This window comes from Veillonellaceae bacterium (genome assembly GCA_025992895.1).
Taxonomy (GTDB): domain Bacteria; phylum Bacillota; class Negativicutes; order Veillonellales; family Dialisteraceae; genus Dialister.
In genome coordinates this window covers 1,514,137-1,532,242 of sequence record DAJPGA010000001.1, presented here as the reverse complement: position 1 = coordinate 1,532,242, position 18,106 = coordinate 1,514,137, and the positions used below count along the sequence as shown (strand labels likewise).

The following is an 18,106-nucleotide window of genomic DNA, read 5'->3' as shown; positions in this document are numbered from 1 at the left end:
TAGGATACAATTTACGTTATTATAAAAAATAACGCTTAGCTAAAAAAACAGGGGTGATTGTACTTTGAAGATTCTGAGAGATCTGCTAGAGAAGACACATTGTCTTAAGATTCAAGGCGATTTAAATACTGTAGTAAGCGATATCACAGCTGATTCAAGAGAAGTAAAAAAAGGCAGCTTATTTATCTGTCTGTGCGGTGCCCATGTAAACGGGCATGATTTTGCATCCAAAGCTGCTGCCGAGGGGGCCGTCGCAATTGTTGCCCAGGAACCGATTGATGTACCGGATGATATCGCGGTTGTTTATGTAGAAGATACCAGGGAAGCAATGGAAGATATGGCTCCCTTCTTCTTTGATTATCCTTCACGAAAAATGCGCATGATCGCTTTGACGGGAACGAACGGAAAAACGACTACGACGCATATTGCAGCTCATATACTTCACAAAGCAGGAAATAAGGTGGGAGTTATCGGCACAATACATGCTCTCATAGGAGATAAGGAAATCCCGACACATAATACAACGCCGGATGTAATCGATCTGCAGAGACTTCTCAGTATGATGGTTAATGAGCATGTGACCCATGTCTGTATGGAGGTATCATCGCATTCTCTTGTTCTGGGGAGAGTTAAAGGGTGCGAATTTGATGATGCTGTTTTTACAAACCTGACTGAAGATCATCTTGATTTCCATAAGACCATGGAAAACTACGCAAAAGCCAAGGCTATGCTCTTCGAAATGGTTTCTTCTGGGAATCAGCATAAAACTGGAAAATCTGCCTGGATCAATATTGATGATCCGTATGCCGATACCATGATAGAGGCTGTTAATACAGAGGTTTGCCCGGTTCATACTTATGGTATGAATGATTCTTCGGCTGAACTTTATGCGTATGACAGCCAATTCACAGGAAAATCATCCAGATTTAAGGTGTGCTATCATGGGAATGACTATGAAATAGAGACCCGTCTTGCAGGCAGATTCAATATTTATAACACATTAGGCGCTATTGGTGCGGCCTTGAATGAAGGCATTTCCATGGAAGATGCGATTGAAGCGGTTAAAGATTTTCAGTCAGTTCCAGGACGTTTCGAACTTATTGATGAAGGACAGTCATTTGCGGTAGTTGTCGATTACGCACATACGCCGGATGGTTTGGAGAAAATACTCGGTACGGCGCGTGAAATCACAGAGGGAAAAATTATCGCAGTATTTGGATGCGGTGGTGACCGCGACAGAATGAAGCGCCCTATTATGGGAAGCATTGCAGCAGAGCATGCTGATATTTCAATCGTGACAAGTGATAATCCAAGAACGGAAGATCCAGAAAAGATAATAGATGATGTAGTCGTGGGGGTAGAAAAGGTAAAGAAGAATAAACCTGATCTCTATTACGAAGTCATTGCTGACCGCCGCGAGGCAATTAAGCGGGCTGTTTCACTTGCAAAAGATGACGACATTGTAATTATTGCCGGAAAAGGACATGAAGATTACCAGATTCTAAAGGACAGAACGATTCATTTTGATGATAGAGAAGAAGCACGAAACGCGCTGAAGGAAGTGAAATGATGGCTTCTTTTAAAATACAGGAACTTCTTGATGCTGCAGATGGAAAATTGATACAGAAGGGAAATACAGATTTTGTTTCCGGTGTCAGCACAGACAGCAGAACCATTGGGGAAGGCGAACTTTTCATCGCTCTCAAAGGCGATAATTTTGATGGACATGATTATGTAAGCAAAGCGGTTTCCAGAAAAGCCGCTGCGGTAATGGTTTCTGACCTTGCACTTTTGAAAGAGTGGGGGAACTTTGTCACTGTAATCTGTGTCAAGGATACTTTATCTGCACTGTTTTCGCTTGCACATTTTCATCGTATGAGATTCTCTGTTCCTGTTGTTGGAATAACTGGTTCCAATGGAAAAACGACGACAAAGGATATGCTTTCTGCAGTATTGTCTTCTGTCTATAAAATAACGTCCACGCAGAAAAATTTTAATAATGAAATCGGGTTATCACAAACTTTGTTATCCATGACCGGAGAAACTGAAGTTTGCGTGACAGAAATGGGCATGAGAGGCTTAGGCCAGATCGATCAGCTATGCTCTATTGCAAGCCCTACTATGGGTATTGTCACCAATGTAGGTACTTCCCATATCGGCATTTTGGGAAGCCAGGAAAATATTGCATTGGCTAAAAGTGAATTGATCCGAAATCTGCCGGAAAATGGAACCGCCATCCTAAATGGCGACGATCCCTTTGTCCGCCGCATGGGAACCCTCTGCAATCACGTTGTTTACTATGGATTGGGCGAAGCGTGCAGCATCAGGGCGAAGGATGTCGTTTATGACGGAGAATCAACCTGCTATACCTGCGTATATCTGGGTAAGGAATATCCTGTCAAATTAAACTTATTAGGAATCCATAATGTATATGATTCCCTGGCAGCGGCAGCGGCCGGGCTGTCTCTTGGCGTAGACATGGATCATATCGTTGAAGCCTTGAAAAATTTCAAACCGATAGGACAGCGGCAGACCATATTGAATATTCATGGGATCACGGTTCTGGATGATTCCTATAATGCAAATCCATTATCCATGGAGATGGCATTTTCTTCGCTTGCCCAGATGAATGCAGAACACAGGTACCTGGTACTGGGCGATATGGGCGAATTGGGAAAGTTTGAAAAGCAGCTTCATTACAAGACGGGTGCAAAGGCTGCACAATTTTCTTTTGACGGTTTAATTACCGTCGGACCGCTCTGCCATGAGCTGGCTCAGGGCGCCAAAGAAAACGGGATGGAAAATGTTTTCAGCTTTGAATCCTGCGAGGATGCGGCAGAATGTCTTATGGGGATTGTAAAACCTGGCGATGCGGTCCTTGTCAAGGGATCACATTATATGCATATGGAAGAAATACCCAAAATAATTGATAGGAGCTACATAAAGTAATGGAACAGAATTATTTGATTTATCTTCTGGAAGCTGTAGTAACAACAATCGTATTGGGGACTATCGCTATTCCTTTGTTGAAAAAATTAAAGGCCCGTCAGTCTGTCAGAGAAGAAGGGCCTAAATCACACAGATCTAAAAATGGTACACCGACTATGGGTGGGATTTTTATGATCCTTTCTGCTGTTTTAGTCCTGCTGTTCAATAAAATTCTGGATCCCGCCGTACTTTGGCTTCTCTTTTTAACACTAGGACATGGAATTCTTGGCTTTTTAGATGATTTTATAAAAGCGGAGAAGAAAAGAAATCTGGGTCTGACAGCTAAGCAGAAGATGCTCGGACAGATTATTTTGGCAGTTCTGTTTTGCTGGGGAGTTGTAGATACACTTCATTTACCGTTCTCCATAGCTATTCCTTTTACCAATATTGATATCTATATTGGGGCATTTTACTATGTCTTTGTTGTATTGGTCATTGTAGGAGCATCCAATGCTGTTAATTTGACTGACGGCCTGGACGGATTGGCATCCGGATGCTGTGTCATTGCATTTTCTGCATATGCGGTCTATTGCTATTTGAGCGGAAATAATGATTTGGGGTATTTTATCATTATTCTCGCAGGAACATGTATCGGATTCTTATTCTTCAATTACCACCCTGCGAAGATTTTCATGGGTGATACCGGATCCCTGGCCCTTGGAGGTGCCATTGCAGGTATTTCCGTTATGACGCGGACAGAGCTTTTACTTATTTTTATCGGGTTCATTTTTGTAATTGAAGCATTATCGGTTATTATACAGGTAGCCTCCTTCCAGCTGACTGGAAAGAGGGTATTCAAGATGAGCCCGCTGCACCATCATTTCGAGCTGTCCGGGTGGAGCGAAGTCCATGTAGTCTGGGCCTTCTGGCTTGTTGAAGGTATTGCTGCATGTTCAAGCCTGCTATTATCTATTGCATCAAATGCTGTTTGATGTAAAATATCATACAGGAGGAGAATTAGATGAGGAATGTTTTAATTCTTGGCGCAGGAATAAGCGGCCTGGGCGCGGCCCATGTTCTTTTAAAGCATGGAGTGTCTGTATTGATTTCCGACTTGAAAGATACGATCCAGGATAAAAAAGAGAAAGAAGCTCTGTCAGAACGCGGGGCAGTTTTTGTGTTCGGAACACAGACGGAGAGTTTATTGGATGGGATAGATACTGTCGTAGTATCTCCTGTCATACCAGCTGAAAATCCCATCGTTGCAGCTGCTGTAAAAAAGGGAATTCCCGTGATCAGCGAGATAGAGCTGGCCTATCGGGTCACCAAAGCTACGATTCTGGCAATTACCGGAACAAATGGCAAGACAACAACAACAACACTTCTGGGGAGTATGATAAGCCATTCCGGAAAACCTTTTGCTCTTGCAGGAAATCTTGGAATATCATTGAGCCGTGAGGCGGAACTGGTTCCTTCTGACGGGCTCATTGCAGCTGAAGTTTCTAGCTTTCAGCTTGAATTCATAAAATCATTTAAGCCAAAGGCTGCTGTCATATTGAACATAACGCCGGATCATCTTGAACGCCATCATACAATGGAAGCCTATATTGCCGCTAAAGCGCGCATATTTGAAAATATGGACAAGTCGGACTGCCTTCTGCTGAATGCAGAATCACCTTTGGTGTACGGATTAAAAGATGAGGCAGAAAAGCATACACATGTCTGTCTTTTGTCAACAAAGCATGAGGTGGAAGAAGGCGCATTCATGGACGGGAAGACTCTCGTAATCCGTCGTAATGGCAAGGATATTCGTCTTTGCTCTTCTGATGATTTGAAATTGAAGGGCGCCCAGAATATGGAAGACTGCCTGGCTGCCGCATTCCTTGCTAATGAAGGCGGGGTCAGCCCGGAAGTTATAATTTCATCATTAAAAGCGTTTGAACCCCTTCCGAACAGAATAGAATTCGTAAGAACAATCAATGAAGTATCATATTATAACGATTCCAAAGCAACGAATACGGATGCTGCCATTAAAGGCATGGAAGCTTTCTCAAAACCCGTTATACTGATTGCGGGGGGATATGATAAAGGCACAGATCTTACAGAATTCATGGGCGTTGTAAAAACACATGTCAAGGAATTAATTCTTTTAGGAGCAGCTGCTGACCGCTTTGAAAAAGCTGCAATAGAGGCGGGCGTTTCAAAAGCATTTATCCACAGGGCAGACAGCATGGCAGACGCTGTCAAACAGGGACAGGAATTTGCAAAACCTGGTGATATCGTAATACTCTCTCCAGCTTGTTCTTCTTTTGATATGTATCATAATATGGAAGAACGTGGAATGGACTTTAAGCGTATCGTTAATAGTTTAGCTTAAGCATCGGTGAATTCGTAATGAAAAGGATAATTTTATCCGGAGGCGGAACCGGAGGACATATATATCCCGCAATAACAATCGCAAAAGAAATTTCCAGAATTGAAGAGGCGGAGATATTATTCGTAGGAACGCCTAATGGGATGGAATCGAAAATAATACCTAAGGAAGGTTATAAATTTGCTTCAATCCATGCATACGGCCTGAAGAGATCGTTTACGGTAAAAAATATTGCAAACCTTGCAGTAACAGCCAAAAGCGTATTCAAGGCAAAGAAGATCCTGAAGGAATTCAATCCTGACGTAGTCATTGGCACCGGAGGATACGTCTGCGGTCCGATCCTTATGGCGGCTGCGCTCCAGAGGATTCCGACATTGATCCAGGAACAGAATGTTATTCCAGGGATAACCAACAAGATCCTGAGCCGGTTTGTTGATCGCATTGCCTTAGGATATAAAGAAGCGGAAAAACGTTTCCCTGATGCAGGTAAATGCGTCTATACAGGAAATCCGATCCGCAGGGATATTCTTGCTTATAACAGATCTGATGCAAGAAAAGAGCTGGGAATATCAGAGGATACATTTATGGTTCTCATAACCGGCGGAAGCCGCGGAGCAAGAAGCATCAATCATGCGATGATCGGCGTGCATAAGCATTTTGGAAGGGGAGATCGTGATATTCTGCTTTACCATGTTACAGGATCTCTTGGATATCAGGATGTTCTGAAAGAACTGGAAAATTCGGATGAGAAGTCAAACGATACAGTAAGCCACATTGTTGAGTATGAGTATCAGATGCCGAAAGTGCTGGCTGCTGCTGATTTGATCATCTGCCGTGCCGGAGCTATCAGCCTTGCCGAACTTTCAGCAAGAGAACTTCCGTCAATTCTGGTTCCGTATCCGTACGCTGCTGAAGACCATCAGACATTCAATGCACGGGTGTTTGAGAAAAATGGAGCGGCTTATGTTATTCTGGACAAAGAATTAACGGATGAAGCATTGATTGATAAAATTGAACTTCTTATGGATAATCCCGAAGAGCTTAAAAATATGGCGCAGAAGGTTACCGGTTTGAGGAAGATTCATGCTGGTGAAGATATAGCCCATCTGGCTCTAACTTTGGCGGAACAAAGGAAGACAAAAAAATGAATTTAAATAATTATAAAACTGTTTTTTTCATTGGAATTGGCGGAATGGGAATGCGCGCATTAGCGGCAATTCTGCTGGATAAAGGATTTGCCGTTAAGGGTTCAGATAAGAATAATTCTGATTTCCTGAAAGATATCGCATCCAGGGGGGCAGAAGTTTTCATTGGACATAAAGCTGAACATGTGCATGGGGCTGACTGCGTTATTATTTCAACCGCAATTGCAGAGGATAATCCTGAATTGGTCGAAGCAAAGCGGCTCGGGATTCCGGTATTCCATAGATCGGATGTACTTGCATCTGTTTTGAGCTGGGGAAAGGCTATTACCGTAGCAGGAGCTCATGGGAAATCGACGACATCCGCCATGATCGGAGAAATATTTTTTGAATCTGGAGAAGATTCTACTATCGTTCTGGGAGCATCAGCAAGTTATATCAATGGTAATTCCTATTTAGGGAAAGGTGATTATGTCATTGCTGAAGCCGACGAAAGCGATGGCTCATTCTTGAAGTTCAATTCTTATGTAACTGTTGTTACGAATATCGAAGATGATCATCTGGACCATTATGGCAGCATCGAAAATATCAGGAAGGCCTTCGTCGAGTTTATAGAAAAAATTCATGATGCTTCGGGAGCAGCTATTCTTTGCAATGACAGCGAAGGTATTCGTGCAGTAATACCATCCATTGACAAGAAAATAATCACGTACGGTATCGATGTGAAGTCTGATTACATGGCAGTCAACCGTAAATATGAAAACGGCTATTTCTGCTTTGATGTGATTCACGAAAACGATAACCTGGGTACCATCAGGCTGCAGATTCCCGGAGTTCACAATACAAGAGACGCTTTGGGGGCAGTTGCGGCTGCGTTATACTGCGGAATTCCATTTGACAAGATTGCTGCCGCACTGAGTAATTTCTGCGGAGTCAAGAGAAGGTTCGAAACAAAGGCTAAAATTGGTGATCTTTGGGTCATAGATGACTATGCCCACCATCCCACAGAAATAGAAGCGACCTTAAAGGGCGCAAGAGAAACGGGAAGCCGCAGGATTGTCTGCGCTTTTCAGCCGCATAGATATTCAAGGACAAAACTTCTCAAGGACGAGTTTGCTGATGCGTTCGTGGATGCGGATGTTATTTTCTTTACGGATATTTACAGTGCCGGTGAAAAGCCTATAGAGGGAATTGATGGAAAGCTGATTCCGGAAATTGTCAAGGCTAAATTCCCTGACAAGGAAGTTTATTACGTAGAAAATGTTAATGATTTGCCGGAAAAGTTATATGATTTCCTCAGGCCTCATGACATGTTTATAACCATGGGAGCCGGTAATATTTATACCGCTGGCGAAAAATTGATAGAATTGATTAAGGAAAAGGGAATAGCAAGTGATTACAAAAAATAGTAAGATTGTCGTTTTAATGGGCGGTCCGTCTACGGAAGCCGAAATTTCCAGAAAAACAGGTAAAGCTGTAGCAGATGCACTTTTATCATTAGGGTATAACGTAACACCTTGTGAATATATACCGGACCATGTGGTCGAAGATCTGAAAAGACTGTCAGCTGAAGTTGTCTTTATTGCACTCCACGGCAAGTATGGCGAGGACGGAACTATTCAAAGCGTCCTTGAGCTTGCTAAAATACCATATACCGGTTCTGGTGTGACCTCCAGTGCTATCACTATGGATAAAATCGTATCAAGCCGCATATTCAAGCAGGCAGGACTTCCTATGTCGAAGTCCCAGGCGTATTATCTAAGTGAAGGTATTGATGCTGTAGAAAAGGAAATCTTGAATGAATTTTCTTTCCCTGTAGTATTGAAGCCCGCTTGTGAGGGTTCAACAATCGGCATTGAGATTGTAAGAGAAAAAGAAAATCTTCATGAAGCTTTGCAGAGGGTTTTCCAGGTTGAGCCGCGAATTCTGGCTGAATCTTATCTGGCAGGAGCTGAATTCACAGTATCTGTGCTAGACGGACATGCACTGCCGGTCATACAGATCTGTCCTCACTCCGGTCAGTATGACTTTCATTCAAAATATACAAAGGGAGCAACCGATTATATAGTGCCGGCCAATATTCCCGCAGAACTTTCCGGCTTAATGGGATCCATTGCTGAAAAAGGCTATAAAGTAGCGGAGTGTGCCGGTGTTGTAAGATTTGACTTCAAACTGGATTCAGAAGGGCGGCCTTTTATTCTGGAAGCGAATTCAATACCGGGGATGACAGCAACAAGTCTGGTTCCAAAGGCGGCAGCAGCTGCCGGGATTGATTTCCCTGAACTTTGTGAAAAGATTCTCCTGGAAGCAGGTTTAAACAAAGTTTAAGCATTTTTTATGGGTAAACGAGATTATGGATAATTTTAAGAGCTTCAATGATTTTCGCAAAGAACAGCATAGGGAAACAACACGCAGCAGCTATGCTGACAGTAACGAAAATCGTCAGCGGGCAATCTCGACAGACGAGGAGACCGTAAGCAATACTATTAATACTGCAAGTTCTCCTAAACCTCGGCGGAGAAGAAAAAGAAGCACTTTAAATTATAAGAAAATTCTTATTTTGACTGCTGCCGTTATATGTGTATTTATTGCAAGTCTTTTCTTCCTTCCGATTTCCCTTGGGAGTATAGTCATCAAAGGATCGAATACGATTACACTGGATGATGTTTTATTTGAGGCGAAGATAAAGACTCCTGTGAATACCCTGCGGGTAAGCGGATCGGCGATAGAAGATGCATTATCTCATGACTATAGAGTCGAAAAGGTCAATGTCACACGAGTCTCCCCGCTTACAATCGATGTAGATATAACAGACCGGATTCCTCTGGCCGTTGTACAGGATGATTATGGATATGCCTTTATTGACAAGACCGGACTTGTTATGGAAACCGTTCAATCCATCCATAAAGTCAGTGTACCGATGATTACAGGAAAACGTTTCGGAAATCTGCTGATCGGCGATCATGTCAGCGGTGATGAAATAGATAAGGCCATGCAGTTTTTGAATCATTTAAAACCTGAAAGTGTACAGGACTTTTCGGAAATCAATATAGGAAATCCGCAGAATATAATCGCTTATACCAGAGATGGTATAACTGTCCGGCTTGGGAACGGATCGCAGATCGATAAACAGGCCGAACTTGCGGAAGATATGGTCGGGGATGTGAAGGCCAGAGGTCTCTCTGTCGAATTTGTAGACGCCAATCTTGCATCGCCTTATATTAAATTAAAGAAATAGCTCATATTCTTTTAGTTTCTTTTGGGAATGTTTTCTATAGATGTGGCGAACTTACTTAAATTATTGTACAATGTAAAATATAACTGACGTGAATATAGGTGAACTAGGTCAATACATGACGCAAAATATCCTGGAGGAGGAGCGAACATGGAACAATCTGAAATTGCAAAAATTAAAGTTATTGGTGTTGGCGGCGGCGGAAACAATGCTGTAAACCGTATGATCGATGAACAGGTCAAAGGTGTTGAATTCATTGCCGTTAATACTGAACTGCAGGTTTTAAATAAATCTGAAGCTGAAACAAAAATTCAGATCGGTGAAAAATTAACAAAAGGCCTGGGCGCCGGAGCAAAACCGGAAGTTGGCGAACAGGCAGCTGAGGAATCAAGAGAAGATCTGACCAAGGCATTGACCGGAGCCGATATGGTATTTGTCACAGCCGGTATGGGCGGCGGCACAGGAACTGGTGCTGCTCCTGTAGCTGCGCAGTGTGCAAGGGAATTAGGCGCGCTGACTATTGCAGTTGTAACCAAGCCATTCTCCTTTGAAGGCAAGGTTAGAGCTAAGAACGCTGAAGAAGGCATTGAACGTTTGAAAAACAATGTTGATGCAATCCTCGTCGTTCCTAACGATAAATTGATGGGTATTATTGATAAGAAAACATCAATCAAGAATGCATTCAAAACAGCAGATGATGTTCTTCGTCAGGGAATTCAGGGTATTTCCGATTTGATTACAGTACCTGGAATCATCAACCTGGATTTTGCAGATGTCAGGACCATCATGAGCGATCAGGGTGAAGCATTAATGGGAATCGGCATCGGCACCGGTGATAACAGAGCCAGCGATGCAGCTACCATGGCAATCAACAGCCCGCTTCTTGAACGCAGCATTGATGGTGCAAAAGGGATTATCATCAATATTACAGGCAATGAAGACCTCGGTCTTTTCGAAATTAATGAAGCTTCTCAAATTATTACAGAAGCTGCTGATCCAGATGCTAATATCATTTGGGGAACATCTGTCGATCCGGATCTTGATAACGATACAGTAAAGATTACTGTTATTGCTACTGGCTTCGGCGACAAAAAGAAACCATCACCTAATTCTGTTGGGCCAAGATTCAGTAATTCTGTACGCCCCAACCCGGGTATTGCGGTTCCGGAATTCCTCAGAAAATAAGCTATAACCTGAAAAGCCACACCGCGGTTGCAGTGTGGCTTTTTCTTCCACTTTCTATAATCTAAGGAGAGATAAACATGAGATGCCCTTATTGCAGCAGTGCAGACACCAAGGTAACAGATTCCAGAGATACAGATGATGGTGCATCCATTCGCAGACGCCGCCAGTGTCTTTCCTGCGGAAGACGTTTTACCACCTATGAAACTGTAGAACAAGCGCCTCTTCGCGTTATCAAAAAAGATGGAACACGTGAAGTCTTTAACAGGAATAAGCTGAGAAGCGGGTTGATCAGAGCTTGCGAAAAGAGAAATATCACCTCGGAGCAAATTGAAAATATTGTTGATGTTGTTGAGCGAAAAGTTAGAAGCGATCTTGGCCAGGAAGTTTCTACCGAAATGATTGGCAATATTGTTATGGAAGAATTACGAAAACTGGATCAGGTTGCTTATGTCAGGTTTGCATCGGTTTATCGCGAGTTTAAGGATATCGGCAGTTTTATGAGTGAACTCGAAGCATTAATGAAGAGTTCGAAGGCGAAATCTGCTGATTCTGATACTGCGAAGACTAAAAAGACAGAGGATAATAATGATGCCAAATGATTTGATATTGAAGTGTTTTGAAGAACACGAAAATGTTTTGAATAAAACTAAAATGCTTGCACCGGTTATAGAAGAAGCGGCTGCATTATGCGCGCATACACTTCAGTCCGGGAATAAGATACTTGTCTGCGGTAATGGAGGAAGTGCAGCTGATTCTCAGCACATTGCAGCTGAGTTTGTTGGAAGATATCATAATGAGAGGAAATCACTTCCTGCCATAGCTCTGACGACAGATTCTTCTATTTTGACTGCGGTAGGGAACGATTATGATTTCGATCGTGTTTTTTCCAGGCAGGTGAGCGGTTTAGGCGTTTCAGGAGATCTGCTCTGGGCTATATCGACAAGCGGAAACAGCAAAAATGTCAATGAAGCTTTAAAGACAGCTCGCAGCAAGGGAATGAAGACAATCGGATTTACAGGACATGAGGGCGGATTGATGAAATCTTTGTGTGATGTTGCGATTGTAGTTCCCGCTGATGTTACTGCAAGAATACAGGAAATGCATATTTTATGTGCACATATTATTTGTCAGATTATTGATGATATGGAATGGTAAATTCAATGAACACCATTAAGAAAGCGATAATCTTTGACCGAGATGGTGTACTTAATAAGGATAAGGGATATATACATTCCTGGGATGAATTAGAATGGATTGATGGAGCCCGTGAAGCAGTTGCCAGGCTGACAGAGGACGGATGGCTTCTTTTTGTCGCTACAAATCAAAGCGGTGTAGCAAGAGGCTATTATACAGAAAGCGACGTTCAATTGCTTCATGAGCAAATGAATTCTTCTTTTCGTGAATTAGGCGGGAATATAACGAAATTTTTTTATTGTCCCCATTTACCAGGTGCACCTGTGAAGAAGTACGATGTTGTCTGTGACTGCAGAAAACCCGCTCCAGGGATGATTATCAGGGCAATAAACGAGTATAATCTTCCCAAGGATCAAGTTTTCCTTTTCGGTGATTCCGATAGGGATATTAAAGCCGCAGAAGCGGCTGGTATTAAAGGATTCCTGTTTGATGGGACAAATCTTAAAGATTTTGTATATCAAAAATTAGCTGGTTTAGGATATAAAGACAATGGCAAGGAAGACATATAAAAACATATTGATTGTTAAAATGAGCTCTTTGGGGGATATCATTCATGCACTTCCTTCTTTGTATGCTCTGAGAAAATCTTTCCCGGAGGCCCGTATAACTTGGGCTGTTCATCCTGCGTTTGCAAAGATTCTTCCTGAACTTCCCTGGATTGATGAAATATTTCTGGTTGATAGGAAAAAGATTAAGGATTTAAAGTATCTTTTATCTGTCAGGAAAGAACTTCACAGCAGGAAGTTTGATTTGGTCATAGATCTTCAAATGATAGCCAAAAGCGCAGTTATTGCAGCACTTTCCGGATGCAGCACAAGGATTGGGTATAATGATGCACGTGAGGGCAGCTTCCTGGTAAGCAAACCGATTTCAGGGCCTCACAAGCATGGACATATTATTGAACAGCTCCTTGACGTAATGAGATACCTGGGATGTAATTGTGATGAAATCGAATTCCCGATCAGGGATTGCTCAAAGCAGGAAGAGACTGTGAAGGCAAAGCTGGCCCAGCATGGTGTCGATGGGGATTATGTCGTCATTGTCCCGGGGACCCGCGGTGAGGAAAAGAAATGGCCGATAGAATACTGGGGTGAATTAGCAAAAGAATTCTCAGCCCTGGGGATTTATACAATCATATCGGGTACAAAAAACGAGAAGGATTTATCCGAGAAAATTACCGGTTATTACACATCATCATATATAGTTGATTTTGTTGGTGAAACAGACCTTCTCGAACTGGCTGCACTCGAAAAGATGGCATCGCTGCATATTTCCAGCGATACGGGTCCAATGCATATCGCTAATGCAATGCATACACCGATCATTGCTTTGTTTGGTCCTACGAAAGCCGACAGAAGCGGGCCTTATGGCAATGATAACAGTGTTATCTTGACGGCCGGCGATGGTAAAATGAGTTCAATCGCTGTTTCTACGGTTTACGATAAGGCAAAAGAGATATTGAAGCTCTAACCAGCGGCTGGAGTATTTTTATGTAAGCTTAATTGGTATTCACTATGGAATTAATAACAAGTCAGACTAACAGATGGATAAAATGCGCGATGCAGCTGAAGCATCGGAAATACAGGGACAAATTTGGATTATTTGTTATGGAGGGAATCCGTAGTGTTCATGATGCCAATGATTTAGGAATTGAAGACTGCATATGCTTTTTTACAGCACGGTATGCAGATGATTCAAGTTTAAATCAGTTTTTTGAACGTGCGAAAATTCTCCATTGGAAATTACTGCTTATAGATGATAAATTAATGGAATTAATATCATCTACGGAACACAGTCAGGGAATACTTCTTATAGTAAAAAAGGAAGTGCCTGATCCCGCGCGTTTAAAGAATCCCATGAAAGGCAGATATGTCTTATTAGACAGCATACAGGATCCGGGAAATATCGGTACTATTATCAGGACTGCGGCAGCTGCTGAAGTAAAGGGGATTCTTCTTACGAAAGGCTGCACAGATGCTTACTCAGACAAAGCAGTCAGAAGTTCCATGGGAAGCATTTTAAGAATCCCTGTCTACGAAAATATTTCACTGGAGTTTCTGCAGGGTCTGAAGAAATCCGGGATACCATTCATTGGGACTGCATTAAAAAATGCGCTGCCTTATAAAGAGGCGAATGTTCCAGAGGATTGTATTTTTGTATTCGGGAATGAAGGAAATGGAATCAGTCCGGAAATTCTGGCAATGACAGACTTTAATGTATATATACCGATTGCCGGTGTTGAGTCATTAAATGTTGCCATAGCATCTGCAATTATTTTGTTTCATTTCAAAGATTGACAAAATAAAGCTTTGGGAACGTATATTCATGATGTGTTTTAAAAAAGAAAATGTACCGGTTGATGCTGTACATTTTCAGGGTCTGGAGTAGCTATGAAAAAAAGGTTGATTGTTAATGCCGATGATTTCGGAATTCACGAGACTGTGAATAAAGCAGTTTATCGGGGATTTGAATCGGGTATACTGACAAGTACTTCAATTATGGCTGGAGGACGCGCCTTTGATGATGCTGTTGCTATGGCCAAAACAATGGGGGATATAGGGATAGGAATTCATTTGACTCTTGTTGGCGGGTTGGAGACAGTGCTGCCTCAGGCTGAGGTCCCTTCCATAACTTGGGATAATGGCGTGCTTTGCAATAATTATGTTGACTTGATCCTGCGTGATCTGAAGGGATTGATACGCGCAGAGGATGTATATAATGAATGGGATGCCCAGATAAGAAAGATTCTTGATACAGGGCTTCCGGTCACGCATATTGATGGACATCAGCATATGCATATGTGGAATCATTTTTTCCCCATCGCGTTAAGCCTGGCAAAGAAATACAAGATACACTGCATGCGTGTTCCTGATGAAAGTCTTACCTTTGGCCTTTCTTTCAAGCCAAAGAGTTTATTCAGATTTTCTGCTAAAAATGCATTGTCTCTGATGGCAAGGAATCATCGTGCCAGTCTGAAGAAAGCAGGAATCAAATCAAATGATCATTTTTTCGGAATGCTTTATGGAGGGCATTTCTACGAGCAGCGGATGTATGATGCTGCCGGGAAGCTTGAAGCAGGTGTTACCGAGTTTATGTGTCATCCCGCTGCAAACTCGCAATTGATGGAATCAACATTCCATTGGGGTTATCATGGTGAGGATGAGTTAAAGGCCTTGCTTTCGCTCCGATTAAAGAACGAGCTCAAAGAAAAGGATGTGGAGTTAATTTCATACAGGGATCTATGATTCATCTTATAATCTCTGAAGTTCCTTTTATTTGTTAAATACCGGGCATATTGAATGCATTTGATGTTGAAGAGCATCATTCAATTATTTAAATCAAGGAGTATTTATGAAGAAAAAGGATCAACAGTTTTATTTAGTAGATCTTAAAATACTTCCTGAAGCCATAAAAAAACAATCCGGGTCAAAGAAATGCTTCAGGACGGGACTTGCGGATCTATTAATGAAGCCGTGAAAAAAGTGGATATCAGCAGAAGTGCATATTATAAATATAAAGACCATGTTGCCCCTGCATTTGAAACAGAAAAAGATAAGATAGTCGTTCTTTTCCTGGTAATGTCAGATGATTTTGCAGTTTTCAACCGGGTTCTTAGAAGAATTGCCAAGGACCGGAATGAAATTATTTCTCTAAACAGGGGTATCCCTGCAGAGAAGCTCGTTGCGGTTACTATAACAATAAAGACTGAGGAATCTTTATCATACCTTCAATATTTACAGGAGACGATCAAGGAAATGAAAGGAATCCAGTCTCTGATATTTGAGGCAAGAGGAGAATTAACATGAGAGAAATCAATATTGCGTTACTTGGTTTTGGAACTGTAGGCAGCGGTGTTGCTGAGGTAATACGGAGAAATGGCAAGATTATTGAAGATCAGATTGACTGCAAGCTTCGTATTACGCATGTTCTTGTAAGAAATACTGAAAAATACAGAGACTTGGATATCCTGAAGGATGTTGTCGTAACAGATGACTTCAACTGTGTTATAGATGCCGCCCCGGAAATCATTATTGAAGTGATGGGGGGAATCCATCCTGCGAAAGAATACATTTTTGAAGCTCTCAACCATAGGATCAATGTTGTAAGTGCCAATAAGGATCTGGTAGCCCTCTTCGGCCCGGAAATTATGCATACGGCCACTGAAAATAAAGTAAACTTTTCCTGTGAGGCAAGTGTAGCAGGCGGAATACCGATTTTAAAGCCGCTGCATGACTCTTTAGCGGCAAATCAGATAGAAAGCATCATCGGTATCGTAAATGGAACGACCAACTTTATATTGTCAGATATGGATGATTCCGGTGTAAGCTATTCTGATGCGCTGAGGGTTGCACAGAAAAAAGGATATGCCGAAGCTGATCCGACCAATGATGTGTGCGGATATGATGCAGCGCGAAAACTTGCCATTCTTGCATCTATCGGTTTCCGTGCCAATGTCACATTTGACGATGTTCTTGTAGAAGGCATTGAAAAGATTTCACAAAAAGACATCCAGTATGCCAGCGAGATGAATTATACGATAAAGCTTCTTGCAGTCGCTATGAGGCAGGAAAACGGCATAGCTCTCAATGTCTATCCGGCATTTGTTCCTAGAAATCATCCGCTCGCATCTGTCAAGGGATCTTATAATGCGATTTACGTCACTGGCAATATTGTCGAGGATGTAATGTTTTATGGCAGAGGCGCCGGATCCCTTCCTACAGCAAGCGCAGTTATGGGAGATGTCATAAGCACAGCAAAGCATATTTTAAATCATTCAACTGGAACCGAAATGATGCTTACTGAAACGAAACGTATTCCCTTCTATTCTTCTCTTAAACTGAAAAATGCATATTATTTCAGGCTTCTTGTAGATGACATGACAGGCGTGCTTTCACAGATTGCTGCTGCTTATGCCGACAACAATATCAGTATCAGAGAAGTTGTCCAGAAGAGCAGGATTGAGGACGCAGCTGAATTGATGATTATTACCGAAGAAACTCCGCGGGAAAATATTATTCATGTCGAAAAGGCGCTTCAGGTACTTCCGTGCATGAGGCAGGTTGCAAATATCATAAGGGTAATGGATGATGGCAAAAGGTAAAACATATATAGTCCGCGTCCCTGCAACAACAGCGAATATAGGGAGCGGATTTGATACACTGGGAATGTCTCTGGGACTTTATAATGTGGTACAGTTCGTACCTGATGAGAATGTCAAGCTTGCAGATACGGTGATCGATGCAGAAGGTGAAGGCGTCGATCAGATTACTGCAGGCCTGGATAATATGATTATTAAGGCCATGGATGTTACCGCTTCCAAAGCAGGACGCACCCTTCCTGGCGGCAGTATGTACCTGATTAACAGAATTCCTTTTGCAAGGGGATTGGGAAGCAGTTCAGCAGCACTTGCCTCCGGGGTTTTCCTTGCGAATCTGCTGATGGGGGAACCTTTCAACAGGAAAGAACTTCTTGATATAACGGCTGAAATGGAAGGCCACCCCGATAATGCAGCTCCTGCCATTTTAGGCGGATTCTGCATGGCTCTTATAGAGAATGGAAATGTTGTAGCTGAGCGTATTGATATTCCCTCTCAATGGAAGGCAGTCGTCGCTATACCTGACTTTGAGCTGCATACAGAAAAAGCTCGTGCGGTTTTGCCTGCATCTTATGTCAGAAGCGATGTTGTCCATAACATAGGTGCCGTATCTTTTTTAATGGCAGCCTTTATGTATAACAAGCCGGAATATCTTAAATTTGGTCTTGACGATCATGTCCATGTTCCTTACCGTTTAGGTCTTATACCAGGTTCGGAAGAAGTCATAAGAAGCAGTGTAAAAGCTGGTGCTTATGGAGCGACGATAAGCGGATCCGGCCCTACCATTATTGCATTTTCGCCATCGGATAAAGCACATCTTGTTGGTGAAAGCATGGTGAGTGCTTTCAAGCATCATGGAATAACATCTTCATATATCGTGCTTGACTTTGACCAGTCCGGGATCAGTGCGGTCTGACTTGACAAAAACGCAGATTCTGTGTATTCTAGTACTT

The 18,106-nt window shown here is 42.3% G+C and carries 19 protein-coding genes; all 19 read left to right on the top strand.

The genetic code is table 11. The features are described from left to right. Nucleotides 1-64 precede the first annotated feature (64 nt). The 19 genes from OIM03_06595 (at nucleotide 65) to thrB (ending at nucleotide 18,069) form a co-directional block, all read left to right on the top strand. Nucleotides 65-1,570: a UDP-N-acetylmuramoyl-L-alanyl-D-glutamate--2,6-diaminopimelate ligase gene (locus OIM03_06595; GenBank protein HJI73944.1), complete on the top strand. Its 1,506-nt coding sequence runs from the start codon at nucleotides 65-67 to the stop codon at nucleotides 1,568-1,570. Further along, on the top strand, nucleotides 1,567-2,949 hold the full coding sequence (locus OIM03_06590; protein ID HJI73943.1) for a UDP-N-acetylmuramoyl-tripeptide--D-alanyl-D-alanine ligase: 1,383 nt from the start codon (nucleotides 1,567-1,569) through the stop codon (nucleotides 2,947-2,949). Before OIM03_06595 ends, OIM03_06590 begins: the two co-directional genes overlap by 4 nt. Continuing rightward, nucleotides 2,949-3,920, top strand: a complete 972-nt coding sequence (gene mraY, locus OIM03_06585) for a phospho-N-acetylmuramoyl-pentapeptide-transferase (GenBank protein HJI73942.1) — start codon at nucleotides 2,949-2,951, stop codon at nucleotides 3,918-3,920. The genes OIM03_06590 and mraY overlap by 1 nt, the downstream gene beginning before the upstream one ends. Nucleotides 3,921-3,949: 29 nt before the next feature. Further along, a complete protein-coding gene (gene murD / locus OIM03_06580) occupies nucleotides 3,950-5,305 on the top strand; it encodes a UDP-N-acetylmuramoyl-L-alanine--D-glutamate ligase (GenBank protein HJI73941.1) in 1,356 nt (451 codons plus the stop codon). Nucleotides 5,306-5,322: 17 nt separating this feature from the next. Beyond that, complete coding sequence (murG, locus tag OIM03_06575) at nucleotides 5,323-6,450, top strand: undecaprenyldiphospho-muramoylpentapeptide beta-N-acetylglucosaminyltransferase (protein ID HJI73940.1); 1,128 nt, start codon at nucleotides 5,323-5,325, stop codon at nucleotides 6,448-6,450. Beyond that, nucleotides 6,447-7,853 carry a UDP-N-acetylmuramate--L-alanine ligase gene (gene murC, locus OIM03_06570; protein HJI73939.1) on the top strand — a complete coding sequence of 469 codons (1,407 nt, stop codon included), beginning with the start codon at nucleotides 6,447-6,449 and terminating at the stop codon, nucleotides 7,851-7,853. Before murG ends, murC begins: the two co-directional genes overlap by 4 nt. Beyond that, nucleotides 7,837-8,772: a D-alanine--D-alanine ligase gene (locus OIM03_06565; GenBank protein HJI73938.1), complete on the top strand. Its 936-nt coding sequence runs from the start codon at nucleotides 7,837-7,839 to the stop codon at nucleotides 8,770-8,772. The genes murC and OIM03_06565 overlap by 17 nt, the downstream gene beginning before the upstream one ends. A 232-nt stretch (nucleotides 8,773-9,004) precedes the next feature. Beyond that, entirely contained in the window at nucleotides 9,005-9,682 is a 678-nt protein-coding gene (locus OIM03_06560) for a cell division protein FtsQ/DivIB (GenBank protein HJI73937.1), read from the top strand. A gap of 147 nt (nucleotides 9,683-9,829) precedes the next feature. Beyond that, nucleotides 9,830-10,864, top strand: a complete 1,035-nt coding sequence (gene ftsZ, locus OIM03_06555) for a cell division protein FtsZ (protein ID HJI73936.1) — start codon at nucleotides 9,830-9,832, stop codon at nucleotides 10,862-10,864. Between the two features lie 77 nt (nucleotides 10,865-10,941). Further along, a complete protein-coding gene (gene nrdR, locus OIM03_06550; protein ID HJI73935.1) occupies nucleotides 10,942-11,463 on the top strand; it encodes a transcriptional regulator NrdR in 522 nt (173 codons plus the stop codon). Then, a complete protein-coding gene (gene gmhA / locus OIM03_06545) occupies nucleotides 11,450-12,019 on the top strand; it encodes a D-sedoheptulose 7-phosphate isomerase (protein ID HJI73934.1) in 570 nt (189 codons plus the stop codon). Before nrdR ends, gmhA begins: the two co-directional genes overlap by 14 nt. A gap of 14 nt (nucleotides 12,020-12,033) precedes the next feature. After that, nucleotides 12,034-12,567, top strand: coding sequence for an HAD family hydrolase (locus OIM03_06540; protein HJI73933.1), 534 nt, complete (start codon nucleotides 12,034-12,036; stop codon nucleotides 12,565-12,567). Next, the gene (locus OIM03_06535) at nucleotides 12,548-13,528 is read left to right on the top strand and encodes a glycosyltransferase family 9 protein (GenBank protein ID HJI73932.1); all 981 of its coding nucleotides are present in this window, start codon (nucleotides 12,548-12,550) and stop codon (nucleotides 13,526-13,528) included. Before OIM03_06540 ends, OIM03_06535 begins: the two co-directional genes overlap by 20 nt. Nucleotides 13,529-13,572: 44 nt before the next feature. Beyond that, the gene (locus tag OIM03_06530) at nucleotides 13,573-14,355 is read left to right on the top strand and encodes an RNA methyltransferase (GenBank protein ID HJI73931.1); all 783 of its coding nucleotides are present in this window, start codon (nucleotides 13,573-13,575) and stop codon (nucleotides 14,353-14,355) included. A 93-nt stretch (nucleotides 14,356-14,448) separates the two neighbouring features. Then, nucleotides 14,449-15,303, top strand: a complete 855-nt coding sequence (locus OIM03_06525) for a ChbG/HpnK family deacetylase (GenBank protein HJI73930.1) — start codon at nucleotides 14,449-14,451, stop codon at nucleotides 15,301-15,303. Between the two features lie 106 nt (nucleotides 15,304-15,409). Continuing rightward, nucleotides 15,410-15,535 (top strand): hypothetical protein, encoded by a 126-nt coding sequence (locus OIM03_06520; protein ID HJI73929.1) that lies wholly within the window; start codon nucleotides 15,410-15,412, stop codon nucleotides 15,533-15,535. Next, entirely contained in the window at nucleotides 15,532-15,864 is a 333-nt protein-coding gene (locus OIM03_06515) for a hypothetical protein (GenBank protein HJI73928.1), read from the top strand. Before OIM03_06520 ends, OIM03_06515 begins: the two co-directional genes overlap by 4 nt. Continuing rightward, nucleotides 15,861-17,159 carry a homoserine dehydrogenase gene (locus tag OIM03_06510; GenBank protein HJI73927.1) on the top strand — a complete coding sequence of 433 codons (1,299 nt, stop codon included), beginning with the start codon at nucleotides 15,861-15,863 and terminating at the stop codon, nucleotides 17,157-17,159. Before OIM03_06515 ends, OIM03_06510 begins: the two co-directional genes overlap by 4 nt. Beyond that, nucleotides 17,146-18,069, top strand: a complete 924-nt coding sequence (gene thrB, locus OIM03_06505) for a homoserine kinase (protein HJI73926.1) — start codon at nucleotides 17,146-17,148, stop codon at nucleotides 18,067-18,069. The genes OIM03_06510 and thrB overlap by 14 nt, the downstream gene beginning before the upstream one ends. The last annotated feature ends 37 nt before the right edge of the window (nucleotides 18,070-18,106 follow it).